This is a genomic window from Chthoniobacterales bacterium (assembly GCA_036569045.1).
In the GTDB taxonomy this organism is placed as follows: Bacteria; Verrucomicrobiota; Verrucomicrobiia; order Chthoniobacterales; family JAATET01; genus JAATET01.
Map to the genome: position 1 here is coordinate 15,121 of DATCRI010000037.1, position 21,210 is coordinate 36,330.

Here is a 21,210-nt window from a genome sequence, read left to right on the forward strand (position 1 = left end):
CGGGGGCCCGGGCCGCAAGGTCCGGGCCTCCTTCCACCAATGAAGATTCTTTTTGCCACTCTCGCCCTCGCCGCCGCGACCGCCCTGCACGCTGCGCCGACTACGCTCCTGAACGTCTCTTACGACGTCACCCGCGAATTCTACAAAGATTACGACGACGCCTTCACGAAGCACTGGAAGGCCGACAAAAACACCGACATCACCATCGAACAATCCCACGCCGGCTCCAGCAAACAGGCCCGCGCCGTCGTCGACGGCCTCCAGGCCGATGTCGTGACGATGAATCAGGACACCGACATCGACCTCATCGCGAAGGCCGGCCTCATCGCCCCCGACTGGCGCACGCGCCTGCCCGACCACGCCGCACCCTACACCTCGACGATCGTTTTTCTCGTCCGCAAGGGGAATCCCAAAGGCATCGAGGACTGGTCCGACCTCGTCGAGCCCGGCGTCGAGATCATCATCCCGAATCCCAAGACCTCCGGCAACGGCCGCTACAGCTACCTCGCCGCCTGGGCCTACGCGAAGGCGGCCGGCAAGGATCCGCAGGAGTTCGTCGCCGCGCTTTTCAAGAATGTGCCCGTGCTGCCCGCCGGCGGTCGCGACGCCACCAGCACCTTTGTCCAGCGCGGCGTCGGCGACGTGCTGCTCACTTTCGAAAGCGAGACGCTCCAGATCGCCCGCGTCTTCAGCCCGAACGACTATGACATCGTCACCCCGTCTTCCAGCATCCTCGCCGAATCGCCCGTGAGCGTGGTCGACAAAGTCGTCGACAAACGCGGCACTCGCGAAGTCGCAACCGAGTATCTCAAATACCTCTGGTCTCACGAAGGCCAGCAACTTGCCGTAAAATATTTCTTCCGGCCACGCGAGGAATCGCTGCTCACGGCAAACGCGAAACTCTTCCCCGCGTTGAAACTTTACACCATCGACGAAGTCTTCGGCGGCTGGAGCGAGGCGCAAAAGCACTTCAAGGACGGCGGCACCTTCGACGCCATCTATCAACCCCGCTAACGCCATGTCTCGCGTCGTGACAACCCATCGCCTCCGCGAGCGCCGCAGCGTGCGCGAACTCATCCGCCCGCTCGAGGAGCTGGCGCACGGTTCACAGCATCTCTTCACCGCTCCTCTCGAGCTCACCGGGAGTGCGGGGGAACGCGTCATCGTGCCCCGCTTTCTCTTCGCCGGCCCCGGCTCCGGCGGGGCCAGTTTTCTGCGGCTCGGCATCTTCGGAGGTCTCCACGGCGACGAGGAATCCAGTGCCGTCGGCGCCGTCGCGTTCCTCGAAAAGCTGCATCGCGATCCCGAGCTCGCCCGCGGCTACGAGCTCTTCGTCTACCCGGTCTGCAATCCCACCGGCTATGCCGACGACACCCGCTGGTCACGCAACGGCGTCGACCTCAACCGCCAGTTCTGGCGTGACTCCGGCGAGCCCGAGATCGTGCTGCTCGAGCGCCAGCTCGTGAATCTCGCCTTCGACGGCATTATCTCGCTGCATTCCGACGACACCAGCAACGGCCTCTACGGCTTCGTCAAAGGCCACGCCCTCACCCGTCACGTGCTCGAGCCGGCCCTCGCCCGCGCCTCCGCCATTCTGCCGCGCAACTTCGACAAGAGCATCGACAACTTTCAGGCCAACGAAGGCATCATCGAGACCGGTTACCCCGGCGTTCTCAGCGCGCCGCCCGCGCAGCATCCCCGCCCGCTCGAGATCGTCTTCGAAACCCCGCAACTCTCTCCGTTGCCCGAACAGATCGAAGCTCACCTCCTCGCCTTGGAGGAAATTTTGCTTCGCTTTCGCGCGGTAATTTCAGAAGGTCAATCGATCTAGTCGTCATTTGAAACGATTCACCCTTCCCGGATTTGGCCCCACGCTCGGATACACCCTGGTGTATCTCACGCTTATCGTTCTCATTCCGCTGAGCGCGCTGTTTGTGAAGACACAATCCGGCGGCTGGGCGCATTTCTGGCAATCGATCTCGTCTCCGCAGGTTGTCGCCTCCTACAAGGTCAGCTTTGGCCTTTCGCTCATCGCCGCGCTCATCAACGGAGTCTTCGGCGTGCTTGCCGCCTGGGTGCTCGTCCGCTACCGCTTCCCCGGTCGTCGTTTCCTCGACGCCATCGTCGACCTGCCTTTTGCGCTGCCCACCGCTGTCGCCGGCATCGCGCTCACCACGCTCTACGCGCCGAACGAATGGATCGGCCAGTTCTTTGCATTCAACGCCCACTGGACCTCCGGAAATACGACCCTCGGCGCCTGGATCAATACCGCGCTGCCGCCTCCGCCGGGCGCCTGGATCGCTCCCGGCACGGCTCTCGGCGACTGGCTCGCCAGCCAGAGCTGGGCAAAACCATTCCTCGGCCGCACCGGTCTCAAGATCGCCTACAGCCAGATCGGCATCCTCATCGCCCTCACCTTCATCGGCCTGCCGTTCGTCGTCCGCACCGTCCAGCCCGTGATTCAGGACCTCTCGCTCGATGTCGAGGAAGCCGCCGCCTGTCTCGGCGCCACGCGTTTCCAGACATTCACCCGCGTCGTGCTGCCAGGCCTGCTGCCGTCCATCCTTACCGGCGTCACGCTTGCCTACGGCCGCGCCGTCGGAGAATACGGCTCCGTCGTCTTCATTTCGGGGAACATCCCCTTCCAAACGCAGATCACGCCCATGCTGATCATCTCGAAGCTCGAGGACTACGACTACAGTGGCGCCGCCGGCATCGGCTTCGTCATGCTTGTCGCCTCCTTTGCGATTCTTCTCCTCTGCAACGGCTTCCAGGCCTGGGACAACCGCCGCAAAGGCGTCGCCTGATCCACGAACATGGCCGGAGCCGCGTCCACATTCCCCACCACCGCCCGCGTCGAGCAGCCCGCCCGCGCGACCGCCGAGCCCTTCCTGCTGCGCACCGTTCTCATCGGCATCGTCTTTGTCTTCTTCGCGCTCTTCCTGTTCCTCCCGCTCGTCGTCGTGTTCAAGGAAGCCTTCGCGAAAGGCCTGCCCGTGTTCCTCTCCGTCTTCCAGGACAGCGCCACCGCCAGCGCGGTGAAACTCACGCTGCTCGCCGCGAGCATCGCCGTGCCGCTCAATACCATTTTCGGCATCACCGCCGCGTGGGCCCTCACCCGCTTCGACTTCCGCGGCCGCTCGCTCATCATCACGCTCATCGACCTGCCGCTCTGGATTTCCCCGGTGGTCGGCGGCCTCATCTACGTGCTCGTCTTTGGCGGACAGGGCTGGTTCGGCCCGTGGTTCATCGACCACGACATCCGCATCATCTTCGCCGTGCCCGGCATCGCCCTCGCCACGATTTTCGTGACATTTCCCTTCGTCGCCCGCGGCCTCATTCCCCTCATGCAGGCCCAGGGCACCAAGGAAGAGGAAGCCGCCCTCAGTCTCGGCGCGAACGGCTGGCAGATCTTCTGGCGCGTCACCCTCCCGAAGATCAAATGGGGCCTGCTCTACGGCATCATCCTCTGCAACGCCCGCGCCATGGGCGAATTCGGCGCTGTCTCCGTCGTTTCCGGCCACATTCGCGGCAAGACGAACACCATCCCGCTCCACATCGAAATCCTCTACCAGGAATACCAGTTCGCCGCCGCGTTTGCCGTCGCCTCCGTGCTCTGCATCCTTGCGCTCCTCACCCTGGTCATCAAAACCTACGCCGAGTGGCAGGCGGAAAGGCAACTTGCCGAAGCCGCGCAAACCACCGATTTTCCGAAGAAGCCATGAGCATCGAAGTCCGCGAGATCAGCAAGAAATTCTCGAAGTATCCGGCTCTCGACGACGTCAGCCTCAAGATCGAGACGGGTGAACTCATCGCTCTGCTCGGCCCCAGTGGCTCCGGCAAGACCACGCTCCTGCGCATCATCGCCGGCCTCGAATTTCCCGACGACAACCGCAGTCGCGTCCTCTTCGACGGCGCCGACGTCACCCAGCTCACCGCCTACAAGCGCCACGCCGGCTTTGTCTTCCAGCACTACGCGCTCTTCAGCCACATGAGCGTCTTCGAGAATGTCGCCTTCGGCCTGCGCGTCCAGAAAAGCCGCGTCCGTCCATCGAAGGAGGCCATCCGCACCCGCGTGATGGAGCTCCTCGACGCCGTCCAGCTCTCCGGCTTCGAAAAACGCCTGCCCAGCCAGCTTTCCGGCGGCCAGCGCCAGCGCGTCGCCTTCGCCCGCGCCCTCGCCATCGAGCCGCAGGTCCTCCTGCTCGATGAACCCTTCGGCGCTCTCGACACGAAGGTCCGCAAGGAACTCCGCCGCTGGCTTCGCGAATTTCAGGACCGCATCAAGCTCACGACCCTCTTCGTCACCCACGACCAGGACGAAGCCTTCGAAGTCGCCGACCGCGTCGTCCTCATCGAAAAAGGCCGCATCCAGCAGGTCGGCACGCCGCAGGAAGTCCGCCAAGCCCCGGCAAATCGTTTCGTCGCCGAGTTCCTCGACCTCCCGTGGGAGCCGGCGCCGGCGACCGACGCCGCCGTTCCGGCCTGACATCGGAAATCCCTCCCGCCGCCGGAAAAAAGTCGCGCTGGCCGGGCGCTGGGAAAGGTGGTTACCTCGCCACCCTTCCACGACGCTCGTGCCATGACCATCGTCCTGTTTTTCCTGCTGATCCTGGTGGTCCTCTTCCTCTTCGTGAAGGAGATCGTGCCGCCGGATCTCGTCGCCATGGGCACGCTCGTGCTGGTTACGCTCGTCGGCTGGATCTCTCCGAAGGAAGCCTTCGCCTCCTTCTCGAACGAGGCGCCAATCACCGTCGCCGCGATGTTCATCCTCAGCTCCGGCCTGCAACGCTGCGGGGCCATCGAGGATGTCGGCCGCCTTTTCCGCCGCGTGCCGAACATGTCCGAGCTCAAGCTGCTGATCATCCTCATGCTCAGCGTGATCGCGTGCTCGGCCTTCGTGAACAACACGCCCGTCGTCGTCGCGCTGTTGCCGCTCGTGCTCGGCGTGGCCCGCCACTACAAGGTCAGCGCGAGCAAGCTCCTCATCCCGCTCTCCTTCGCGGCGATCCTCGGCGGCACCTGCACCGTAATCGGCACGTCGACAAACATCGTCGTCACCTCGCTCGCCGAGACCCAATACGGCATCCACTTCGGCATCTTCGACATCACGAAGCTCGGCGTCATCGTCGCCCTTGCCGGCGTCGCCTACATGGCGCTCATCGGCCGCCACCTCCTCCCCGATCGCGAATCCCTCGCGAGCCTCGTCGGCTCCATTTCCACCCGCGAATACGTCACCGAGATGCTCGTCGGCGAGACGTCGCCGTTGCGCGGCAAGCCGCTGGACCAGACCGAGCTGCACAAGATCGCCAACGTGCGCGTGCAGGGCATCGTCCGCGGAGGCGAATTCCTCCCGCCCCCGTTTCATTCCGCCGTCCTCGAGGCCGGCGACCGTCTCGTCCTCGGCGCACCGCGCACCGCGATGGAGGAGGTCCAGTCCCTCGCCGGCGTCTCCCTCATCGACGAGAAGGAATTCGGCCTCGAGCGCGTGCGCGCCGAACACACCGTCATCGTCGAGGCGGTCATCACGAACAACTCCCACTTCGCCAGCCGCACCCTCGGCGAATCCCGTCTCCGCGAGAACTTTAGCGCGCAGGTGCTCGCCATCCACCGCCACGGCGAGAACATCACCCAGAATGTCGGCCAGGTGCCGCTCAAATTCGGCGACACCCTGCTCCTGCGCATCTCGCAGGAAGGCCTCGCCCGCCTCGGCGGCAATCCCGACATCCTGCTGCTCAGCGATACCGCCGTCGCCTCGCTCCGCCGCGACAAGCGCCCCATCGTCCTCGCGGTTCTCCTCACCGTTGTCACCCTCGCCTCGTTCAACGTCTACCCGATCTCGATCCTCGCGCTCGCCGGCGTCGTTGTTCTCGTCGCCACCCGCTGCCTGCGCATGAGTGAGGTCTACGACGCGATCGACTGGCGCATCGTCGCCATGATCGTCGGCATGATCTCTCTCGGCACCGCGATGACGAACGTCGGCGCGGACAAATGGCTCGTCGACGAAGTCATTTCGATCGTCGGCACTGCGAATCCCATTCTCGTCCTCGGCGCGTTCTACCTCATCGGCACGCTGCTCACCGAGATGATCTCGAACAACGCCGTCGCCATCCTGCTCACGCCCATCGCCTACCAGACGGCCGTGAAACTCCACTACGATCCGGTGCCGTTCCTCATCGCGATCATGTTCGCGGCCTCTGCGAGCTTCGCCACGCCGATCGGCTATCAGACGAACACTTTCGTCTACGGCGCCGGCGGCTACAAATTCCGCGACTTCCTCCGCGTCGGCGCGCCGCTCAACCTGTTCTTCCTCGTCATCGTCACGCTGCTCATCCCGATCTTCTGGCCGCTGAAATGACAAAATCGGCGCCCGCCCACCCGGGTCGACGCCGATTTCGCTCCTATCGAGACCTGGCTACTGGTCAGCGGAAACCCTAGAATGTCACCCCCATGTGCAGGCCGAAGATATTCGCATTCTGCACGAGGCCCGTGCCGTTCGGCCGGATGATGTATTGCCAGAACGGCTGCACGTAAGTGAACTTCGTGAGCTGCACGCGGTAGTCGGCTTCGATCACCGCCTCGTAGGTCTGGTGCACCGTGCGCCCGTCGTTGTAGTCGTCGAGGATCTTGTAATAGCTGTAGTTGCCGTAGGCAAACGCCACCCCGAGCTGGTCCTTGTCGCGGGTCGGGATCAGACCCTTGTAGATGAGGCCCGTGTGGAAGTAGAACGGCACCGGGCAGTTATACTTCGGTGCGAAGTTCACGAAGTTGATGATGTAGAGGCCCTGGTCGCTCAGCTTCGGCTTCTCGGTCGAAACGGGCTCCTTGAAGCTCTTGCCACCAGCGACTTCCTTTCCGTCGGAAGGGCCTTTTGCGAGAGGCTCTTCGGCGGCCTTGGAAGGCTCGCGGAACACCATCTGGTCGGCCTGCCAGTAGAGGTCGTATTTGCCATCGTATTTCGCATTGAAATATGAGGTGTTCTCGACGCCCCAATACATTCCGCCGAAGGCATATTTACCCGGCAGCTGGTCGGGACCGATCTTCGGGGTCACGCCGGTTTCACCCAGGGCATAGATGCCATTGGCATTGGGATCCGGTGCATAGCCTTCGAGATCGAGGCCATGGTTCGACATCGAGGTCGCGTTCGGGATGGCCATATAGAGGCCGCCCTGGATGTAATACCAGTCCACGGGCTTCACCTTGAGGTAGCCCCCCCATGCGGCGTAACTGCTTCCCCAGCCCACGCCAGCAGAGCCGATGCCTTTCTGCGTGCCGATGGCGTTGTTCGTGAAGAGCTTCGAGTCCGGCTGATCGGCAAAGAAATCGTAGGGATTCTGCCACCCACCCGAAATCGTCAGGAAGTCCTTCACCCCGAAGAGTTCCGGCGTCGTGTAGGACAAGAAGAACGGCATCAGGCGCCATTGCTGCCCGCTCTGGTAACGCGAGGGGTTGAACAGACTGCCTGCGCCCACGTAGGTATTCGGGCTGCGGCCGTCGCGCCAGCGCACGGAGCCCTGCGCCGTCAGACCATCGATGCCGGCGAGTTTGCCGAAGTCGAGCTTGAGCCCGAGCACGATTTCCTCGTCGAACGCGCCACGCGGGGCATCAAGGCCACCACCGGTCAAACCGTAGAAGGTGCCCTTCCAGTTGCCGTAGGGGGTGACCCCGTGATCTTCGAGAACGTCGCGCACGCCGAACCAATTGCCGGTGGCGTATTTGCCATTCAGCCAGTCGCCAAACGCGGAGGACGTCTTCGTTTCGACGGGAGGTTCCGCGGTTGGGGTTCCGGCTTGGAGGGAAACGACAGCGGCCACCGCGAGCGACCCCGCAGTCAGCCCGCGCTTCCACGAGAAATCCCTGAGTATCTGCTTCTTTTTCATTTTTGTGTGTTGGTTAGGCTGGATTGCTCTGGCCGCCCCCGCTCCGGGGAGCAGCGCTGCGCTCCTTGCACCGGCGAAGCACAGGGAATGCAAATTCCCCCTCGAACCTTTCGAATTCGTCCTCTCATCGCGGAAGATTTTCCCTCCGCTCCTTTCAGGCTTCCTTTGAAGATATCGAGTCGCTCACCGATTAACGACTCGTTTAGTCGTTTTTAAAAATCGAGCAAGCGTTTTGTGATCCAGACACGAAAAAAGCTCCCGGCCTTTCGACCGGGAGCCTTTTGTAAGTCGATCTATGAAGTTGTGATTAAGCGACGCCGGCGGCGACGGGCTCACCCTTCTCGGCGGCATCGCGATCTTTCATCGCGGCCTTGCGGCTGAGCTTCACGCGACCCTTGTCGTCGATGCCGATGCACTTCACCCAGACGGAGTCGCCCATCTTCACGACGTCCTCGACCTTGTTCACGCGGAAGTCGGCGAGTTCGGAGATGTGGACGAGGCCGTCCTTTCCGGGCAGGACTTCGACGAAGCAGCCGAATTCCTTGATCGAAACGACCGTGCCCTGGAAGAGCTCACCCGGGGTGATCTCCTTGGTCATGCCGTTGATGATCTGCTTGGCGCGGGCGAGGCTGTCGCCGTTGTTCGAGTAGATGTGCACGCTGCCGTCGTCCTCGATGTTAATCTCGGCGCCGGTCTCGGCCACGATGCCCTTGATGGTCTTGCCACCAGGCCCGATGAGGAGACCGATCTTGTCGGGGTTGATCTTGATCGTCTCGATGCGCGGAGCGTATTGGCTCATCTCGGTGCGCGGAGCGGCGAGAACGGATTCCATCACGTCGAGAACCTTCTGGCGGTCGTCGCGGGTGCGATAGATCGCCTCGGCCATGAGCGAGAGCGGGATGCCGGGCAGCTTCAGGTCGAGCTGGAAGCCGGTGACGCCCGTGCGGGTGCCGCAGAGCTTCCAGTCCATGTCGCCGAAGTGGTCCTCGCTGCCGATGATGTCGGTGAGGAGCGTGTAACGGGTCATCTGATCGCCGCTGAATTCCGTGACGAGACCGCAGCTGATGCCGGCAACGGGCGTCTTGATCGGGACACCCGCGTCCATGAGAGCGAGGATGCCGCCGCAAACGCTGGCCATCGAGGTGGAGCCGTTGGATTCCATGACTTCGCTGCTCACGCGCATCGCGTAAGGGAATTCGTTCACGGGCGGAACGACCGCGAGGATGGAACGCTCGGCGAGCGCGCCGTGGCCGATTTCGCGGCGGCCCGGGCTGCCGGTGCGGCCGGTTTCGCCGACCGAGAAGGGCGGGAAGTTGTAGTGCAGGATGAAGCGCTTGCTGGTCTCGCCACCGGTGTAGCCGTCGAGGTCCTGGGCTTCGTCCGCGGGAGCGAGCGTCGCGAGGCAGACCGCCTGCGTTTCGCCGCGCTGGAAGAGCGCCGAGCCGTGGCTGCGAGGCAGGAAGCCGGTCTCGCCGCTGAGCGGGCGGATCGTTTTCGTATCGCGGCCGTCGCAACGCACGCCCTTGTCAAGGATGCTGATGCGGAAGGCCTTCTTCTGCAGGTAGTCGAACGCCTGGCTGATCTCGAACTTCGTCGCGGCCGGGAATTTCTCGAGGATCGCGGCGGAGACTTCGTCCTTGAGCGCGCCGACCGCCTTCTGGCGGGCCACCTTGCTCGGCGTATAGATCGCGCTCTCGATGCGGTCACCCGCGACGGAGTAGGCGATTTCCATGAGTTCGTCGGCGACGGTGAAGAGCTGGGGCGTGCGCTTCGGCTTGCCGGCGATGGCGGCGAGCTCCTTCTGCGCAGCGACGAGCTTGGTCACTTCAGCCTGGGCGAAGTGCAGCGCGGCGACGAAGTCGTCCTCGGGAAGCTCGAGGGCTTCGCCTTCGATCATGATGACATCGGTTTCGTTGCCGACGTAGATGAGATTCAGGTCGCTGCCTTCACGCTCGCTATGGGTCGGGTTCGCAATGAACTGGCCGTTCACGCGGGCGACACGCACGGCACCGACGGGACCCGCGAACGGGATGTCGGAGACGGCGAGAGCGGCGCTGGCGCCATTGAGGAAAAGGATGTCGGGATCGACTTCCCCGTCCGCGCTGAGGAGGACGCCGATGATCTGCGTGTCGTAGAGATAGCCCTTCGGAAAGAGCGGGCGCAGCGGGCGGTCAGTGAGACGGCAGGTGAGGATTTCCTTCTCGGAAGGACGACCTTCGCGCTTGAAGTAACCACCGGGGAACTTGCCGACGGCAGCCGCCTTTTCGCGGTAGTCGACGGTGAGCGGGAAGAAGTCCTGACCGTCCTTGATCGTGGTCGCGGAGACGGCGGAAACGAGAATGATCGTGTCGCCGGAGCGAACGGTCACGGCGCCGTCCGCGAGGCGGGCGAGCTTGCCGGTTTCGATGGTGATTGGCGCTGAGCCCACGTGGGCTGTAACGGAATGAGGCATTTTATGGTATTCAGGTTGGCAGCGCCGGGAATGGTTCCGGGGGTGGCGCCGCGCGGGGTGGTTTGATTAATGCCAGAAAGCCCCAGCGGAATGGCCGGGGCTTTCAAAAACTGGCATTGGGGTGGTTTTCCGCGTTACTTGCGGAGTTCCAGCTTCTCGAGAATCGTCTGATAACGATCCGAAGCGGTGCGCTTCAGGTAGTCGAGAAGGCTGCGGCGCTGGGCGACCAGCTTGAGCAGACCGCGGCGCGAGGAATGATCCTTGGCGTGGGTCTTGAGGTGCTCGGTGAGTTCGGTGATGCGCTTCGTGAGCAGCGCAATCTGGACATCGGCGCTGCCGGTGTCTTTTTCATGGAGGCGCAGTGTCGCTGCGGCGGATTCGATCGTTGCCATTTCTTAAAATTGGTAGTCGGGGAGAATGGCATGGTTGCCTGCAGGAGGCAAGCGGGATTTACAGGCCCCTCGTTTTGCGGCGCATTGGTTCACTCGAACGCACTCGTCACCGGTCGGCCCCAGAAGCTCTCCGGCACGGGCAGACCGAGCAGCCACAAGGCCGTCGCCGCGGTATCGTATTGCACGACCGGCGCGGTGATCGTGAACCCGGGCTTCACGTGCGCACCGAAGGCGATCCACGGGATGATCACGTCATCCGGCGATGAGCTGCCGTGCGTGCCGGGCTGGTAGTTGCCGCCGGCCCTGGCGCGGGCGGCATTTTCCTCGGGCGTCCGGTCGTGGCCGCCGTGATCCGCCGTAATGATCAGGACGCTCGAATCCTGGATCCCGGCCGTGCGGATGGCCTCCCGGATCACCGCGATCGCCGCATCCGTCTCCGCGAGCGCCTTCAGTTTTTCCGGGGAGTTCACGCCATGGTTGTGCCCCTCGGTGTCGGGATCGGCGAAATGGATGAAACAGAGGTTCGGCTGAAATTTCCGGAGCATGTCGCCAAAAGCGGTGGCGATACTCGCTCCGCGCGGAGATTCGGGCCGAAGGAATCGGTCCACGGTGCCAGGAAGCTCCAGAGTCTTGAATTTGACTTTCCCGACGATCATCGCGGTCGTCAGGCCGGCCTTCTTCGCAAAACTGAAAATCGTGGGCACCTTCACCAGCCCCTTCTCCGGCATGAGTTCGTTCCAATCGACCTGATGCTTTTGGATGCCGACGCCAGTCAGCATCGAGGTGTGCGATGGGAGCGTGAGACTCGGGACGATCGTGTAGGCCTCCCATGTGTGGGCCCCCTCGGCTGCCATTTTCTTCAGCACGGGCATCTCCGCCTTTTCGATGCTGGCCGGCGCCCCTTGGTCGATACTGATGATGAAGACATGTTTCGCGAGCGGCGCGGAGGCGGCGCGAGCCACCGACACAGCGAGGAGAATCGTGAAAAGGACGAAAAGAGAACGACGCAGGAATGTCACGGCGCGAAGGATGCCACAAATCGCGGCCCGAGCAACGCGACGATCGCGTCACACAGTTGCTTCCCCGGGGAATATGGAGAACTGTCGACGGTGCCTTTCGACGATTCACCGGCTCCGCGGGGCCCCATCCAGCTCCGCGACGGCCGTCGCGCCCGGACTCGCCCGATCCAACCTGGCGACGCCGGGGCGCTTACCCGCGGCCTCGAGCGACTTTCTCCCACGGGCAACGCCTACCGCTTCCTGCACCATCGAAAGCGCTTCACCGAAGCCGAACTGCACTACCTCACGCATTGCGATTTCCACGACCACATCGCCGTCGTGCTCGCGCTGCTCGACGCGCAAGGCCACGAAACGGATCAGGTCGGCGTCGCGCGCTGCATCCGCACGCCGGAAGATCCCGAACTCGCCGAAGTCGGGATCGTGCTCGTAGACGACTGCCAGAATCTGGGCGGCGGCACGGCGCTCCTCCGGCACCTCGTCCGTCTCGCCTGGGCCAGCGGAATCCGGCGCTGGCAGGCTTTCTCATTCGCGGAAAATGTCGCCGCGTCGCAACTCCTGCGCCGCTTCGGCCTGGAAATCTCCCAACGGGACGCCGGTTACGGCACCACCGAGTCGATCTACGAATTGCTGCCGCCCGAGGCCGACGGAACCGCGGATTGACGGAACCGCCCACGAATGAAATTGCTGGGGCGGTGTCGTCCGATCCTCTGTCCACCCACCTCACCGAGCTCCGCGCCTGCACGCGTTGCCCGGCCATGCACCGGCCGGCCGTCGTCGGCCGTCCGGCCAACAGCCGCATTCTTCTCGTCGGTCAGGCGCCCGGCGTGAAGGAGCCGATCCTCGGCCGGCCGTTCGCGTGGACCGCCGGGAAAACGCTTTTCAAATGGATCGAGTCCGCCACCGGCTGGAACGAGGAAACCGCCCGCGACCGGATTTACTTCGCGGCCGTCTGCCGCTGCTTCCCCGGCAAGGCCACGCGGGGCGGCGGCGACCGTGTGCCCGACTCCACCGAGATCGCCAACTGCGCGCCATGGATGCACCGGGAATTTGAAATCCTCCGGCCCACGCTCGTGCTGGCGGTCGGCAAGCTCGCGATCTCGCAATTCCATCCCTTCGCGCTGCTTTCGGAGGTCGTCGGTCGCACCTTGCCGATCACCTATGGCGGACACTCCTGCGAATTGCTGCCGCTCCCGCATCCGTCCGGCGCATCCACCTGGCATCGCATGGAGCCGGGAAAAAGCCTGCTGGGCCTCGCCCTTGCACACCTCGCCACCCACGTGGCCGAAATGGACGCCTCAGCGCCGCAGCCAATCGCCTGACGCGATCACCGGCCGGCCGACGCAGATTTCGACGCGCACCTCATACACCCAGCATCTCTCGATGGTGCCGTCCTCCCGCATCGCATCGACTCTCACGCGGCGATATTCGCCGGCCTCCGGATCCGCGAGGTCGATTCCCTCCCATTCATCCAACCCGGCCAGCGCAGCGGCCGTCACATCGAAAAGCTCTCCCTGCACCCACTCGCCCGAGGAATCGAGCCGCAACCCTGGATAGGCCTCGAGATCGAATAGCCTCCCCCGGACCCTTGCCGGCGCCACAAAGTCCGCCCCGGGGTAGAAGACCTGCACATCCCGCGAACCTCCACGCCGGAGCGTGCCGTAAAGAAAAATGCGAGCGCGGTCGTCCGCTGCCACCTCAGCTCCGCGCGGAAAATCCACTAATCTCTCGCACGCGCGCCTCGAGCTCCCGCACCCGATTCTCGAGCCGGTGAATCGTGTCCGCCGCCATGTCGAGCTGCCGGCGCTTTTCGAGCAGGCCGACTTCCAGTTCACGAATCCGCTTTTGCAGGCCGAGGCGAATGACCCCGCGCGACGGCGACCGGCTCAAATCATCGTCCACCTGCAAATCCGGGGCCGGGAAAAACTTCGCCTCGCGGAAGGGCAACTCCGTGCCCGTGCAGCAATCGAGAATGACCGTGTCGCCCTTGATTTCGCCGTTTTCCAGAAACTCGAGCAGCGAGCCAACCGTGGTCGGTCCGTAGTAATGATCGTCCTCGAGCTTCACAATCCAGTCCATCCCGAGCTCCGGAATCATCGGCGCCTTCGTCCACACGAGCAAATCGTTCGACAGGGTATCCTGCGGCGCGATCTGAGCCGTGCCCGCCCATTCGAGAATGCGCGCAAATGTGACGGGGCCGAAAATCTCGCCGTTATCGTGTTTCTTAAGATGCCAGTGCTCGGATGGGTCGGTGGGCATTTGGGGAGGAAGCTTTCGACTACCTTCGCCGCCCGGAACCAAAAAAACAAGTGTCTGCGCGCCTCCGGAAAATCAGCAAGTTTCGGCTTTCCCGGCGAACTCCGTAACCCCCCGCCCCGGCGCTCCGTTTCCCCGCACGCCGCGACTTGCAGAGCGCCCCGAGTGATTCTATGCTGGCCGGCTCTATGAAACAGACGTTGTTGGACAAAGTGTGGCAGGCTCATTCGGTGCGGGAACTGGCAAACGGCCAGACCCAGCTCCTGATCGGCACGCACTTGATTCACGAAGTCACCAGCCCGCAGGCCTTCGGCATGCTGCGCGATCTCGGGCTGAAGGTCCTCATGCCGCACCGCACGTTTGCAACCGTCGACCACATCGTGCCCACCGACGAACGCGAAGAGCCATTTTCCGATCCGCTCGCCGAGGAAATGATCCAGGCGCTGCGCAAGAATTGCGCCGAGAGCGGCGTCACCTTTTTCGACCTGCCCACCGGCAAGCAGGGCATCGTTCACATTGTCGGTCCCGAGCAGGGCATCACGCAGCCCGGCACGACCATCGCCTGCGGCGACTCGCACACGAGCACGCACGGCGCCTTCGGCGCAATCGCCTTCGGCATCGGCACCAGTCAGGTGCGCGACGTGCTCGCCACGCAGACGATGGCCATCGGCAAGCCAAAGGTTCGCCGCGTCGAGGTCAACGGCAAACTCAAGCCCGGCGTCTACGCGAAGGACGTCATCCTGCACATCATCCGCAAGCTCGGCGTGAACGGCGGCCTCGGCTATGCCTACGAATTCGCCGGCACGACGTTCGACAATTTCACGCAGGAAGAGCGCATGACCGTCTGCAACATGTCGATCGAAGGCGGCGCGCGCGTCGGCTACGTCAATCCCGACCAGACGACCTTCGATTACCTCGAGGGCCGCCCATATTCGCCCAAGGGCGCAGAGTGGGATGCCGCCGTCGAGCGCTGGAAGAGCTTCGCGAGTGACGCGGACGCCGTCTATGACGACATCGTCGTTTACAACGCCGAGGACATCGCGCCGACCGTCACCTGGGGCATCAACCCCGGCCAGGCTGTGTTCATCGACGAGACCGTGCCCACGCCCGAGGAGCTGCCCGAGAAGGACCGCGCCACCGGCATCGAGGCCCTCGCCCACATGCACCTCACCGGCGGCGCGCCGATCAAGGGCACCAAGGTCGATGTCGCCTTCCTCGGCAGCTGCACGAACGGCCGCCTGAGTGATCTCCAGGAAGTCGCCACCTACCTCAAGGGTCGCAAGGTCAGCCCGAACGTGAAGGCCATCGTCGTCCCCGGCTCGCAGGGCGTCTCGTCCATCGCCGAGTCGCTCGGCCTGGCGGAAATCTTCCGCGACGCCGGCTTCGAATGGCGTGGCGCCGGTTGCTCGATGTGCCTCGGCATGAATCCCGACAAACTCGTCGGCGAACAGCTCTGCGCCAGCTCGAGCAATCGCAACTTCAAGGGCCGCCAGGGCTCGCCGACCGGCCGCACCGTGCTCATGAGCCCGCTCATGGTCGCCGCCGCGGCGGTCACGGGTGAGATCGCCGACGCCCGCGAGGTGTTCGATCTCGTCTAGCGATCTTGAACTTTCGGTTTCGGCTCTCGGATTGGCGGCGCGCGAGCGCCGTCTTCCTTCTCGCACTCTCGCTCGCGCATTCGTCGGCATCCGCCGCCGGCGCGCCCTACCTTTGGAAGATCGAGGGAGCCAGGGTGCCGTCGTGGATCTTCGGCACGATTCACCTCGCCCGCCCGGATGTCGCCACGCCTCCCGCCGTGGTGCGCGCCGCCGCCGAAAGCGCCGATGCCGTATTCACGGAGATCCCAATGGACCGCGAAACCCTCCTGGCGCTCGCCCCACGGCTCCTGCTCCCTCCCGACAAGTCACTCTCCGCGATCGCCGGCCCCGAGATCGTCGCATCCCTGAAAGCTGAGCTTCGTCATTCCGAGGGCGGGCTCGCCGCGATACCCGCCTCCTTCGATCGCCTCAAGCCCTGGGCCGCCGCCGTTTCGTTGCTGGAACTCGATGATCAGTCGAAATACCCGGGCCTTCTCGCGCTGGATACGACCCTCTTCCGCCACGCCGCCGCTGCCGGCAAGGAAACCGGAGGCCTCGAAACACCCGCCGAGCAGCTCGCCATTTTCGACGATCTCGCCGAGGCCGAGCAGATCACCATTCTGCGAGAAACCCTCGCTCAGCTCCGAGACTTCCGCGCGAAGGGCAGGAGCCTTTCCGACACCCTCGCCGCGCTCTATCTCGCCGGCGACCTCACCGCACTCGTCACGGAACTCAACAAGCTTGACGCCATCTCCGATGATCCCGCGCTCAGCGCGAAACTCATGGACCGCCTGCTCGACCAGCGAAATGCCCGCATGGCCGAGCGGATCATCCGAAAGCTCCGCGACCAGCCGGAGAAATCCTGGTTCTTCGCCGTGGGCGCCGCGCACCTCGAAGGCGACAGCGGTCTCCTCGCCGCCTTTGAAAAAGCCGGTTTCAAACTGACGCGAACCCGGTAAACTCTTCCACACTCAAAACTCCGCTTAGCGAATTCCTTATGGCCCTCGAAAAGATCACCCAGGTCGCCGGCACGGCAATCTACGTTCCCGGCGACGACATCGACACCGACCGCATCATCCCCGCGCGTTTCATGAAATGCGTCACGTTCGACGGTCTCGGCGAATTCGCATTCATCGACGTCCGCGTCGATCCCACCACCGGCGAAAAGACCGACCACCCGCTCAACGATCCCCGCTTCGCCGGCGCCAGCATCCTGCTCTCCGGCTCGAACTTCGGCTGCGGCAGCTCGCGTGAGCACGCCCCGCAGGCCCTCTACCGCTACGGCTTCCGCGCCATCATCGCCGAGAGCTTTGCGGAAATCTTCTTCGGCAACTCCACCACGCTCGGCATTCCCTGCATGGTCATGAGCCAGGCCGACATCGCCGCCGTTGCCGCGCTCGTCGAGGCCGACCCTGCCGCCGAGGTCACCGTCGACGTCACCGAGGGCAAGGTCTCGATCGCCGACATGGACTTCAAGGCCGCCGTCCCGCCGCAGGCTCGCGAAGTCCTGATCGCCGGCAAATGGGACGCCATCGCCGATTTGCTCGAGGCCGTGCCCGCGGTGAAGGACACCGCCGCGAAGCTGCCTTACATGCAGACGGCGTAAGCCCCCGCGCTCACAATCCCAGCGCCGCCGGCAGATCGGCAAACGAGTCGATCATGACATCCGGGGAGACCTTCGCCGAGCGCAGGTCTTCCTCGCGAAATTTTCCCGTGCGCACGAGCACGCCACGCAGACCCGCGCCCTGCCCGCCTCCCACATCGCCCTCGAGGTCATCCCCGACCGAAGCCACGGCGTCCAGAGGCACTCCCAGGGCCGCCACCGCCGTCTCGAAAAACGCGCGCGCCGGCTTGCCGAGCAACGTCGCCTCGCGACGGCTCCCGTATTCCAGCGCCCGCACAAACGCCCCGACGTCGAGACGCATTCCCTCGGCCGCGCGATACATTCGATTCTCCGCCAGCGCGTAAAAATCCGCTCCCGCGAGGAGCAGCTGGAAGGCGCGATTCAATCTCTCCGCCGTAAAATCCGCGCCGAGATCCCCCACCACAACCGCCGCCGCGCCATCATCCACGGCGTCGATCCCCTCCATGTCCGCCAGCACGGGCGCCTTCAGCAGGAAATGCGCCCGCTTCACCCTGTGCTCACGCAGCACCGCAGCCGCGACCCGTGGCGCCGTGAAGATATCGTCCGCATCAATCGCGAGTCCCAATTCCTCGAGATGGGCCACGATCATCGCGAGTGGCTTGCTGGTCGTATTCGTGAGAAATCGCAGGGGCAGCCCCGCCTCGCGCAACCGCTTCAACGCTTCACGCACCCCGGGCAAGATCTCGTCGCCGACATACAGCGTGCCGTCGAGATCGATCACCAGCCCCCGCACTCCCCGCAGCGCCTCCATGGCTCGAAGATTAGCATTTGCCGGGCCCCGACGCAGGTGGATTATTGAAGAGTCATGCTCGCTGCGCGCCTTCACGGATTCGGAAAACCCGCCGATGTTCTCTCTCTCGAAGAACTCTCCCTCGCCGCCCCGGCAACGAACGAAGTCCAGCTCGAGATGCTCGCCGCGCCGATCAACCCGGCCGACCTCAACGTCATCGCCGGCACCTATGGCCAGCTCCCCGAGCCTCCGGCCATCATTGGCAACGAGGGCGCCGGTCGCATCGTCGCCGTCGGCGCGGAAGTCACCACGCTTCATCCCGGCGATCTCGTCGTGCCTCTCCCGCTGGGCTCGTGGTGCGGCGCCCGCAATGTTCCGGCGGATGAAGTCATCCCGCTTCCCGTCGGCATCGATCCCGCTCAGGCCGCCATGCTCAGCATCAATCCCCCGTCCGCCTACGCCATGCTGCATGACTTCCAGACGCTCTCGCCCGGCGACTGGATCGTTCAAAACGCCGCGAATTCCGGCGTCGGACGCTGCGTGATTCCGATCGCCCGTCGTCTCGGCCTCCGCACGCTGAACGTTGTCCGCCGGCCCGAACTCGTCGACGAACTGCTCGCCCTCGGCGCGGACCGTGTCGTCACCGAGGAAACCGATCTTCGCGCGGAGGGGCGCAACCTCATGGACGGCGCACAGGCCCGGCTCGCCCTCAACGCTGTCGGCGGCGCCAGCGCCCTGAATCTCGCGAACGCCCTCGCGCCCGGCAGCCCGCTCGTCACCTACGGAGCCATGAGCCGCCAGCCGCTCAAAATCCCCAACGGCCTCGTGATTTTCGGCGGACTCAGCTTCCACGGCTTCTGGCTGCGACGGTGGTTTCTCGAGAAGCCAGCCGCCGAGCAGCACCGGGTCTTCGCCCTGCTGGCGGAAATGATCCGTGAGGGCGCCCTTTACGTTCCCATCCATCGCACGTTTCCCCTGCGCGAGATCCACGCCGCCATTCAGGAAGCCGAGGGAGAACGCCGCTCCGGGAAAGTTCTGCTCGATTTGCGGGCCGATTAATTCCGTGCGCGAGCGCTTTGCGCGGCCGGAAAATCTGCTAGAACTTCCCGGCTCATGGAAACGATCGTCATCGGCCACCGGAATCCCGACATGGATGCCATTGTGTCGGCCATCGCCTACGCCGAACTCAAGCGCCAGACTGGAGACGCCACCGCCATCGCCGGCCGCTGCGGCAATACGAACGAACGCATCGACTTCGTGCTCGAGAAATTCGGCGTGCCCGCTCCCGTCTTTTACAGCGACGTCCGGCCCCGCGTGGGCGACGTCATGGAACGCGACGTCCTCTCTGTCCACGTCCACGAGCCCGTCTATAACGCGATGCTCCAGATCGGCGAGAACCGCTTTCGCGGCGTGCCCGTCGTCGATGACGAAAACCGCTGCCTCGGCCTCATCTCGAGTTTCAAGATCAGCCGTCACCTCTTCCCGCAGCCGGAGGAAATCCGCAGCGCCCGCGAAGTCGACTCGTCCCTCGCCAATCTCTGCACCACCATTCACGGCACGGTGCTCGTCGGCTCCCCCTGCACCGAAAGCGCTCGCTACCTTCTGGTGGTGGCGGCGACGCGCACCGGCTCGCTCCGTAAGCGCATCGAGAAACTCGACGTCGAGCGCATCGTTCTCATCGTCGGCGATCGCTCCAACGTCCAGCACCTCGCAATCGAAGCCGGCGTGAAGGCGCTCGTCGTCACCGGCGGCCTCGAGGTCGAAGAAGACGTCCTTGCCGCCGCCCGCGCGAAGGGCACCGTCGTCGTCAGCTCGCCCTACGACACCGCGACCACCGTCCTTCTCGCCCGCAGCTCCGTGAGTGCCGAGCGAATGCTTTACGCCGACTTTCAGTCCCTCCAGCCGGACCTTCCCCTCGAGGAAGCCCGGCGCGAAATCGTTCTCTCCTCGCAATTTGCCTTCCCGGTCATCGACGAGACCGGCCGCCTCGAGGGCGTCCTTTCCAAGAGCGATTTTCTCAAGCCGATCCCGCGACAGCTCATCCTCGTCGATCACAACGAGCTTTCCCAGGCCGTCAAAGGCGCCGAGACGCTTCCCGTCCTCGAGATTATCGACCACCATCGCCTCGGCGCCGTCAGCACGGAGACGCCCATCCTGTTCCTGAACCGTCCCGTCGGTTCGACCAGCACGATCGTGGCCACCTGCTGGGAACAGGCCGGCGTGCCCATTCCCAGGCCGATCGCCGGCATCCTCATGGCGGGCGTCATTTCGGATACGCTCAACCTCACCTCTCCCACGACCACCGACGTCGACCGTAGCATCATGGCCCGCCTGTCCGCCATCGTCGGGATCGAGCCCGCCAAGCTCGCCGCGGAAATTTTCTCCGTCGGTTCCCCGCTTCTCACCATGAGCCCGGACCAGGCCGTCACCGCGGACTGCAAGGAATACGAGGAAGGCGCCACCCGCTTCAGCGCCGCGCAGATCGAGGAACTCTCCTTCTCGCACTTCCCCGAGAAAAAGGACGAACTCATGGAGGCTGTCGAACGCTTTCGCGCCTCGCGCAGTCTGCTGTTTTCCGCCCTGCTCATCACGGACATCAACACCCAGAACTCCGTGCTGATCGTGCGCGGTGACGAGAGCTTCACCCGGCACATCGATTACCCCTCCATCGAGCCCCATCTCTGGCAGCTCGACGGCGTCGTCTCCCGCAAGAAACAGCTCCTGCCCTATCTCACCAGCCTGCTCTCGCGCGCCGTGTAAGCAGGAAAGGACTTGGAGATCTCATAAGTCCTCCAAGTCCCCGTGACGCCGCCCCCTCACACCACATTCGTCTCGACCTCGATGTTGCCATGCGTGGCCTTCGAGTAAGGGCAGATGTCATGCGCCGCCGCCACCAGCTCCTCCGCCACCTCGCGGTCCAGCCCCGGCAAGCTCACATCCAGCCGCGCCGAGAGGAAAAACGCCCCGTCCGCCAGGTTCAGGTGGATCTCCGCGTCCACCGCGGCATCCGGCGGCAGGGCGACCTTCCTTCGCGAGGCCGCCAGCCCCAGCGCCCCGAGGTAGCAGGCCGACCATGCCACGCCGAAGAGATTTTCGGCCGCCGGGTGCGGCTCGGGAAGTTTGACGTCGACGAAACCGTCGGCACTCCGCCCAGCCCCCTCGGGGCCAGCGGTCGTGTGAGTCTTGCCAGTAAAGAGAACCTTCGCGCTCATGGAGATGTCCTTTCGTTGGTTAGGGTGATTCGCCTGCCGACCGGCAGGCC

General features: G+C 64.0%; 21 protein-coding genes. 13 read left to right on the top strand and 8 right to left on the bottom strand.

The annotated features are described in order from the left end of the window. Window positions 1-39: 39 nt before the first annotated feature. From VIM61_07265 to VIM61_07290, 6 genes are all read left to right on the top strand, one after another. Entirely contained in the window at window positions 40-1,014 is a 975-nt protein-coding gene (locus VIM61_07265; protein ID HEY8900193.1) for a sulfate ABC transporter substrate-binding protein, read from the top strand. A gap of 16 nt (window positions 1,015-1,030) precedes the next feature. Continuing rightward, window positions 1,031-1,831: a M14 family zinc carboxypeptidase gene (locus VIM61_07270; GenBank protein ID HEY8900194.1), complete on the top strand. Its 801-nt coding sequence runs from the start codon at window positions 1,031-1,033 to the stop codon at window positions 1,829-1,831. Window positions 1,832-1,838: 7 nt separating this feature from the next. Further along, window positions 1,839-2,807 (top strand): sulfate ABC transporter permease subunit CysT, encoded by a 969-nt coding sequence (locus VIM61_07275; protein ID HEY8900195.1) that lies wholly within the window; start codon window positions 1,839-1,841, stop codon window positions 2,805-2,807. Between the two features lie 9 nt (window positions 2,808-2,816). Further along, a complete protein-coding gene (gene cysW / locus VIM61_07280) occupies window positions 2,817-3,725 on the top strand; it encodes a sulfate ABC transporter permease subunit CysW (protein HEY8900196.1) in 909 nt (302 codons plus the stop codon). After that, window positions 3,722-4,489: a sulfate ABC transporter ATP-binding protein gene (cysA, locus tag VIM61_07285; protein HEY8900197.1), complete on the top strand. Its 768-nt coding sequence runs from the start codon at window positions 3,722-3,724 to the stop codon at window positions 4,487-4,489. Before cysW ends, cysA begins: the two co-directional genes overlap by 4 nt. A gap of 93 nt (window positions 4,490-4,582) precedes the next feature. Next, window positions 4,583-6,358, top strand: coding sequence for an SLC13 family permease (locus tag VIM61_07290; GenBank protein HEY8900198.1), 1,776 nt, complete (start codon window positions 4,583-4,585; stop codon window positions 6,356-6,358). A 76-nt stretch (window positions 6,359-6,434) separates the two neighbouring features. On the opposite strand, the gene VIM61_07295 is transcribed toward VIM61_07290, so the two are convergent. The 4 genes from VIM61_07295 to VIM61_07310 form a co-directional block, all read right to left on the bottom strand. Beyond that, a complete protein-coding gene (locus VIM61_07295; GenBank protein HEY8900199.1) occupies window positions 6,435-7,880 on the bottom strand; it encodes a carbohydrate porin in 1,446 nt (481 codons plus the stop codon). A 307-nt stretch (window positions 7,881-8,187) separates the two neighbouring features. Continuing rightward, window positions 8,188-10,332 (bottom strand): polyribonucleotide nucleotidyltransferase, encoded by a 2,145-nt coding sequence (locus VIM61_07300; protein HEY8900200.1) that lies wholly within the window; start codon window positions 10,330-10,332, stop codon window positions 8,188-8,190. A gap of 134 nt (window positions 10,333-10,466) precedes the next feature. Then, complete coding sequence (gene rpsO, locus VIM61_07305) at window positions 10,467-10,724, bottom strand: 30S ribosomal protein S15 (GenBank protein ID HEY8900201.1); 258 nt, start codon at window positions 10,722-10,724, stop codon at window positions 10,467-10,469. Between the two features lie 89 nt (window positions 10,725-10,813). Further along, complete coding sequence (locus tag VIM61_07310; protein HEY8900202.1) at window positions 10,814-11,743, bottom strand: alkaline phosphatase family protein; 930 nt, start codon at window positions 11,741-11,743, stop codon at window positions 10,814-10,816. A gap of 90 nt (window positions 11,744-11,833) precedes the next feature. Between VIM61_07310 and VIM61_07315 the strand changes: the two genes are divergently transcribed. Both VIM61_07315 and VIM61_07320 read left to right on the top strand, forming a co-directional pair. After that, window positions 11,834-12,403, top strand: a complete 570-nt coding sequence (locus VIM61_07315) for a GNAT family N-acetyltransferase (GenBank protein HEY8900203.1) — start codon at window positions 11,834-11,836, stop codon at window positions 12,401-12,403. A 32-nt stretch (window positions 12,404-12,435) separates the two neighbouring features. Beyond that, window positions 12,436-13,062 carry a uracil-DNA glycosylase family protein gene (locus tag VIM61_07320; protein HEY8900204.1) on the top strand — a complete coding sequence of 209 codons (627 nt, stop codon included), beginning with the start codon at window positions 12,436-12,438 and terminating at the stop codon, window positions 13,060-13,062. Here VIM61_07320 and VIM61_07325 read toward each other — a convergent pair. Beyond that, window positions 13,039-13,437, bottom strand: coding sequence for a gamma-glutamylcyclotransferase family protein (locus VIM61_07325; protein ID HEY8900205.1), 399 nt, complete (start codon window positions 13,435-13,437; stop codon window positions 13,039-13,041). The two genes, VIM61_07320 and VIM61_07325, sit on opposite strands and share 24 nt — an antisense overlap. Window position 13,438: 1 nt before the next feature. Next, window positions 13,439-13,999 carry a hypothetical protein gene (locus tag VIM61_07330; GenBank protein HEY8900206.1) on the bottom strand — a complete coding sequence of 187 codons (561 nt, stop codon included), beginning with the start codon at window positions 13,997-13,999 and terminating at the stop codon, window positions 13,439-13,441. Window positions 14,000-14,184: 185 nt separating this feature from the next. Between VIM61_07330 and leuC the strand changes: the two genes are divergently transcribed. Genes leuC through leuD form a run of 3 tightly spaced genes read left to right on the top strand, consistent with a single transcriptional unit; the run spans window position 14,185 to window position 17,179 of the window. Next, window positions 14,185-15,594, top strand: coding sequence for a 3-isopropylmalate dehydratase large subunit (gene leuC, locus VIM61_07335; protein ID HEY8900207.1), 1,410 nt, complete (start codon window positions 14,185-14,187; stop codon window positions 15,592-15,594). Window positions 15,595-15,599: 5 nt separating this feature from the next. Next, complete coding sequence (locus tag VIM61_07340) at window positions 15,600-16,532, top strand: TraB/GumN family protein (protein HEY8900208.1); 933 nt, start codon at window positions 15,600-15,602, stop codon at window positions 16,530-16,532. A 38-nt stretch (window positions 16,533-16,570) separates the two neighbouring features. Next, window positions 16,571-17,179, top strand: coding sequence for a 3-isopropylmalate dehydratase small subunit (gene leuD / locus VIM61_07345; GenBank protein HEY8900209.1), 609 nt, complete (start codon window positions 16,571-16,573; stop codon window positions 17,177-17,179). Between the two features lie 10 nt (window positions 17,180-17,189). Here leuD and VIM61_07350 read toward each other — a convergent pair whose 3' ends face one another. Then, window positions 17,190-17,969: a TIGR01458 family HAD-type hydrolase gene (locus VIM61_07350; protein HEY8900210.1), complete on the bottom strand. Its 780-nt coding sequence runs from the start codon at window positions 17,967-17,969 to the stop codon at window positions 17,190-17,192. Window positions 17,970-18,023: 54 nt separating this feature from the next. On the opposite strand from VIM61_07350, the gene VIM61_07355 reads away from it, so the two are divergent. Together VIM61_07355 and VIM61_07360 are read left to right on the top strand one after the other, a co-directional pair. Further along, window positions 18,024-19,007, top strand: coding sequence for a 2-enoyl thioester reductase domain-containing protein (locus VIM61_07355; protein ID HEY8900211.1), 984 nt, complete (start codon window positions 18,024-18,026; stop codon window positions 19,005-19,007). Window positions 19,008-19,061: 54 nt separating this feature from the next. After that, window positions 19,062-20,708 (top strand): putative manganese-dependent inorganic diphosphatase, encoded by a 1,647-nt coding sequence (locus tag VIM61_07360; GenBank protein ID HEY8900212.1) that lies wholly within the window; start codon window positions 19,062-19,064, stop codon window positions 20,706-20,708. Window positions 20,709-20,764: 56 nt separating this feature from the next. On the opposite strand, the gene VIM61_07365 is transcribed toward VIM61_07360, so the two are convergent. Then, complete coding sequence (locus VIM61_07365; GenBank protein ID HEY8900213.1) at window positions 20,765-21,160, bottom strand: Ohr family peroxiredoxin; 396 nt, start codon at window positions 21,158-21,160, stop codon at window positions 20,765-20,767. Window positions 21,161-21,210 lie beyond the last annotated feature (50 nt).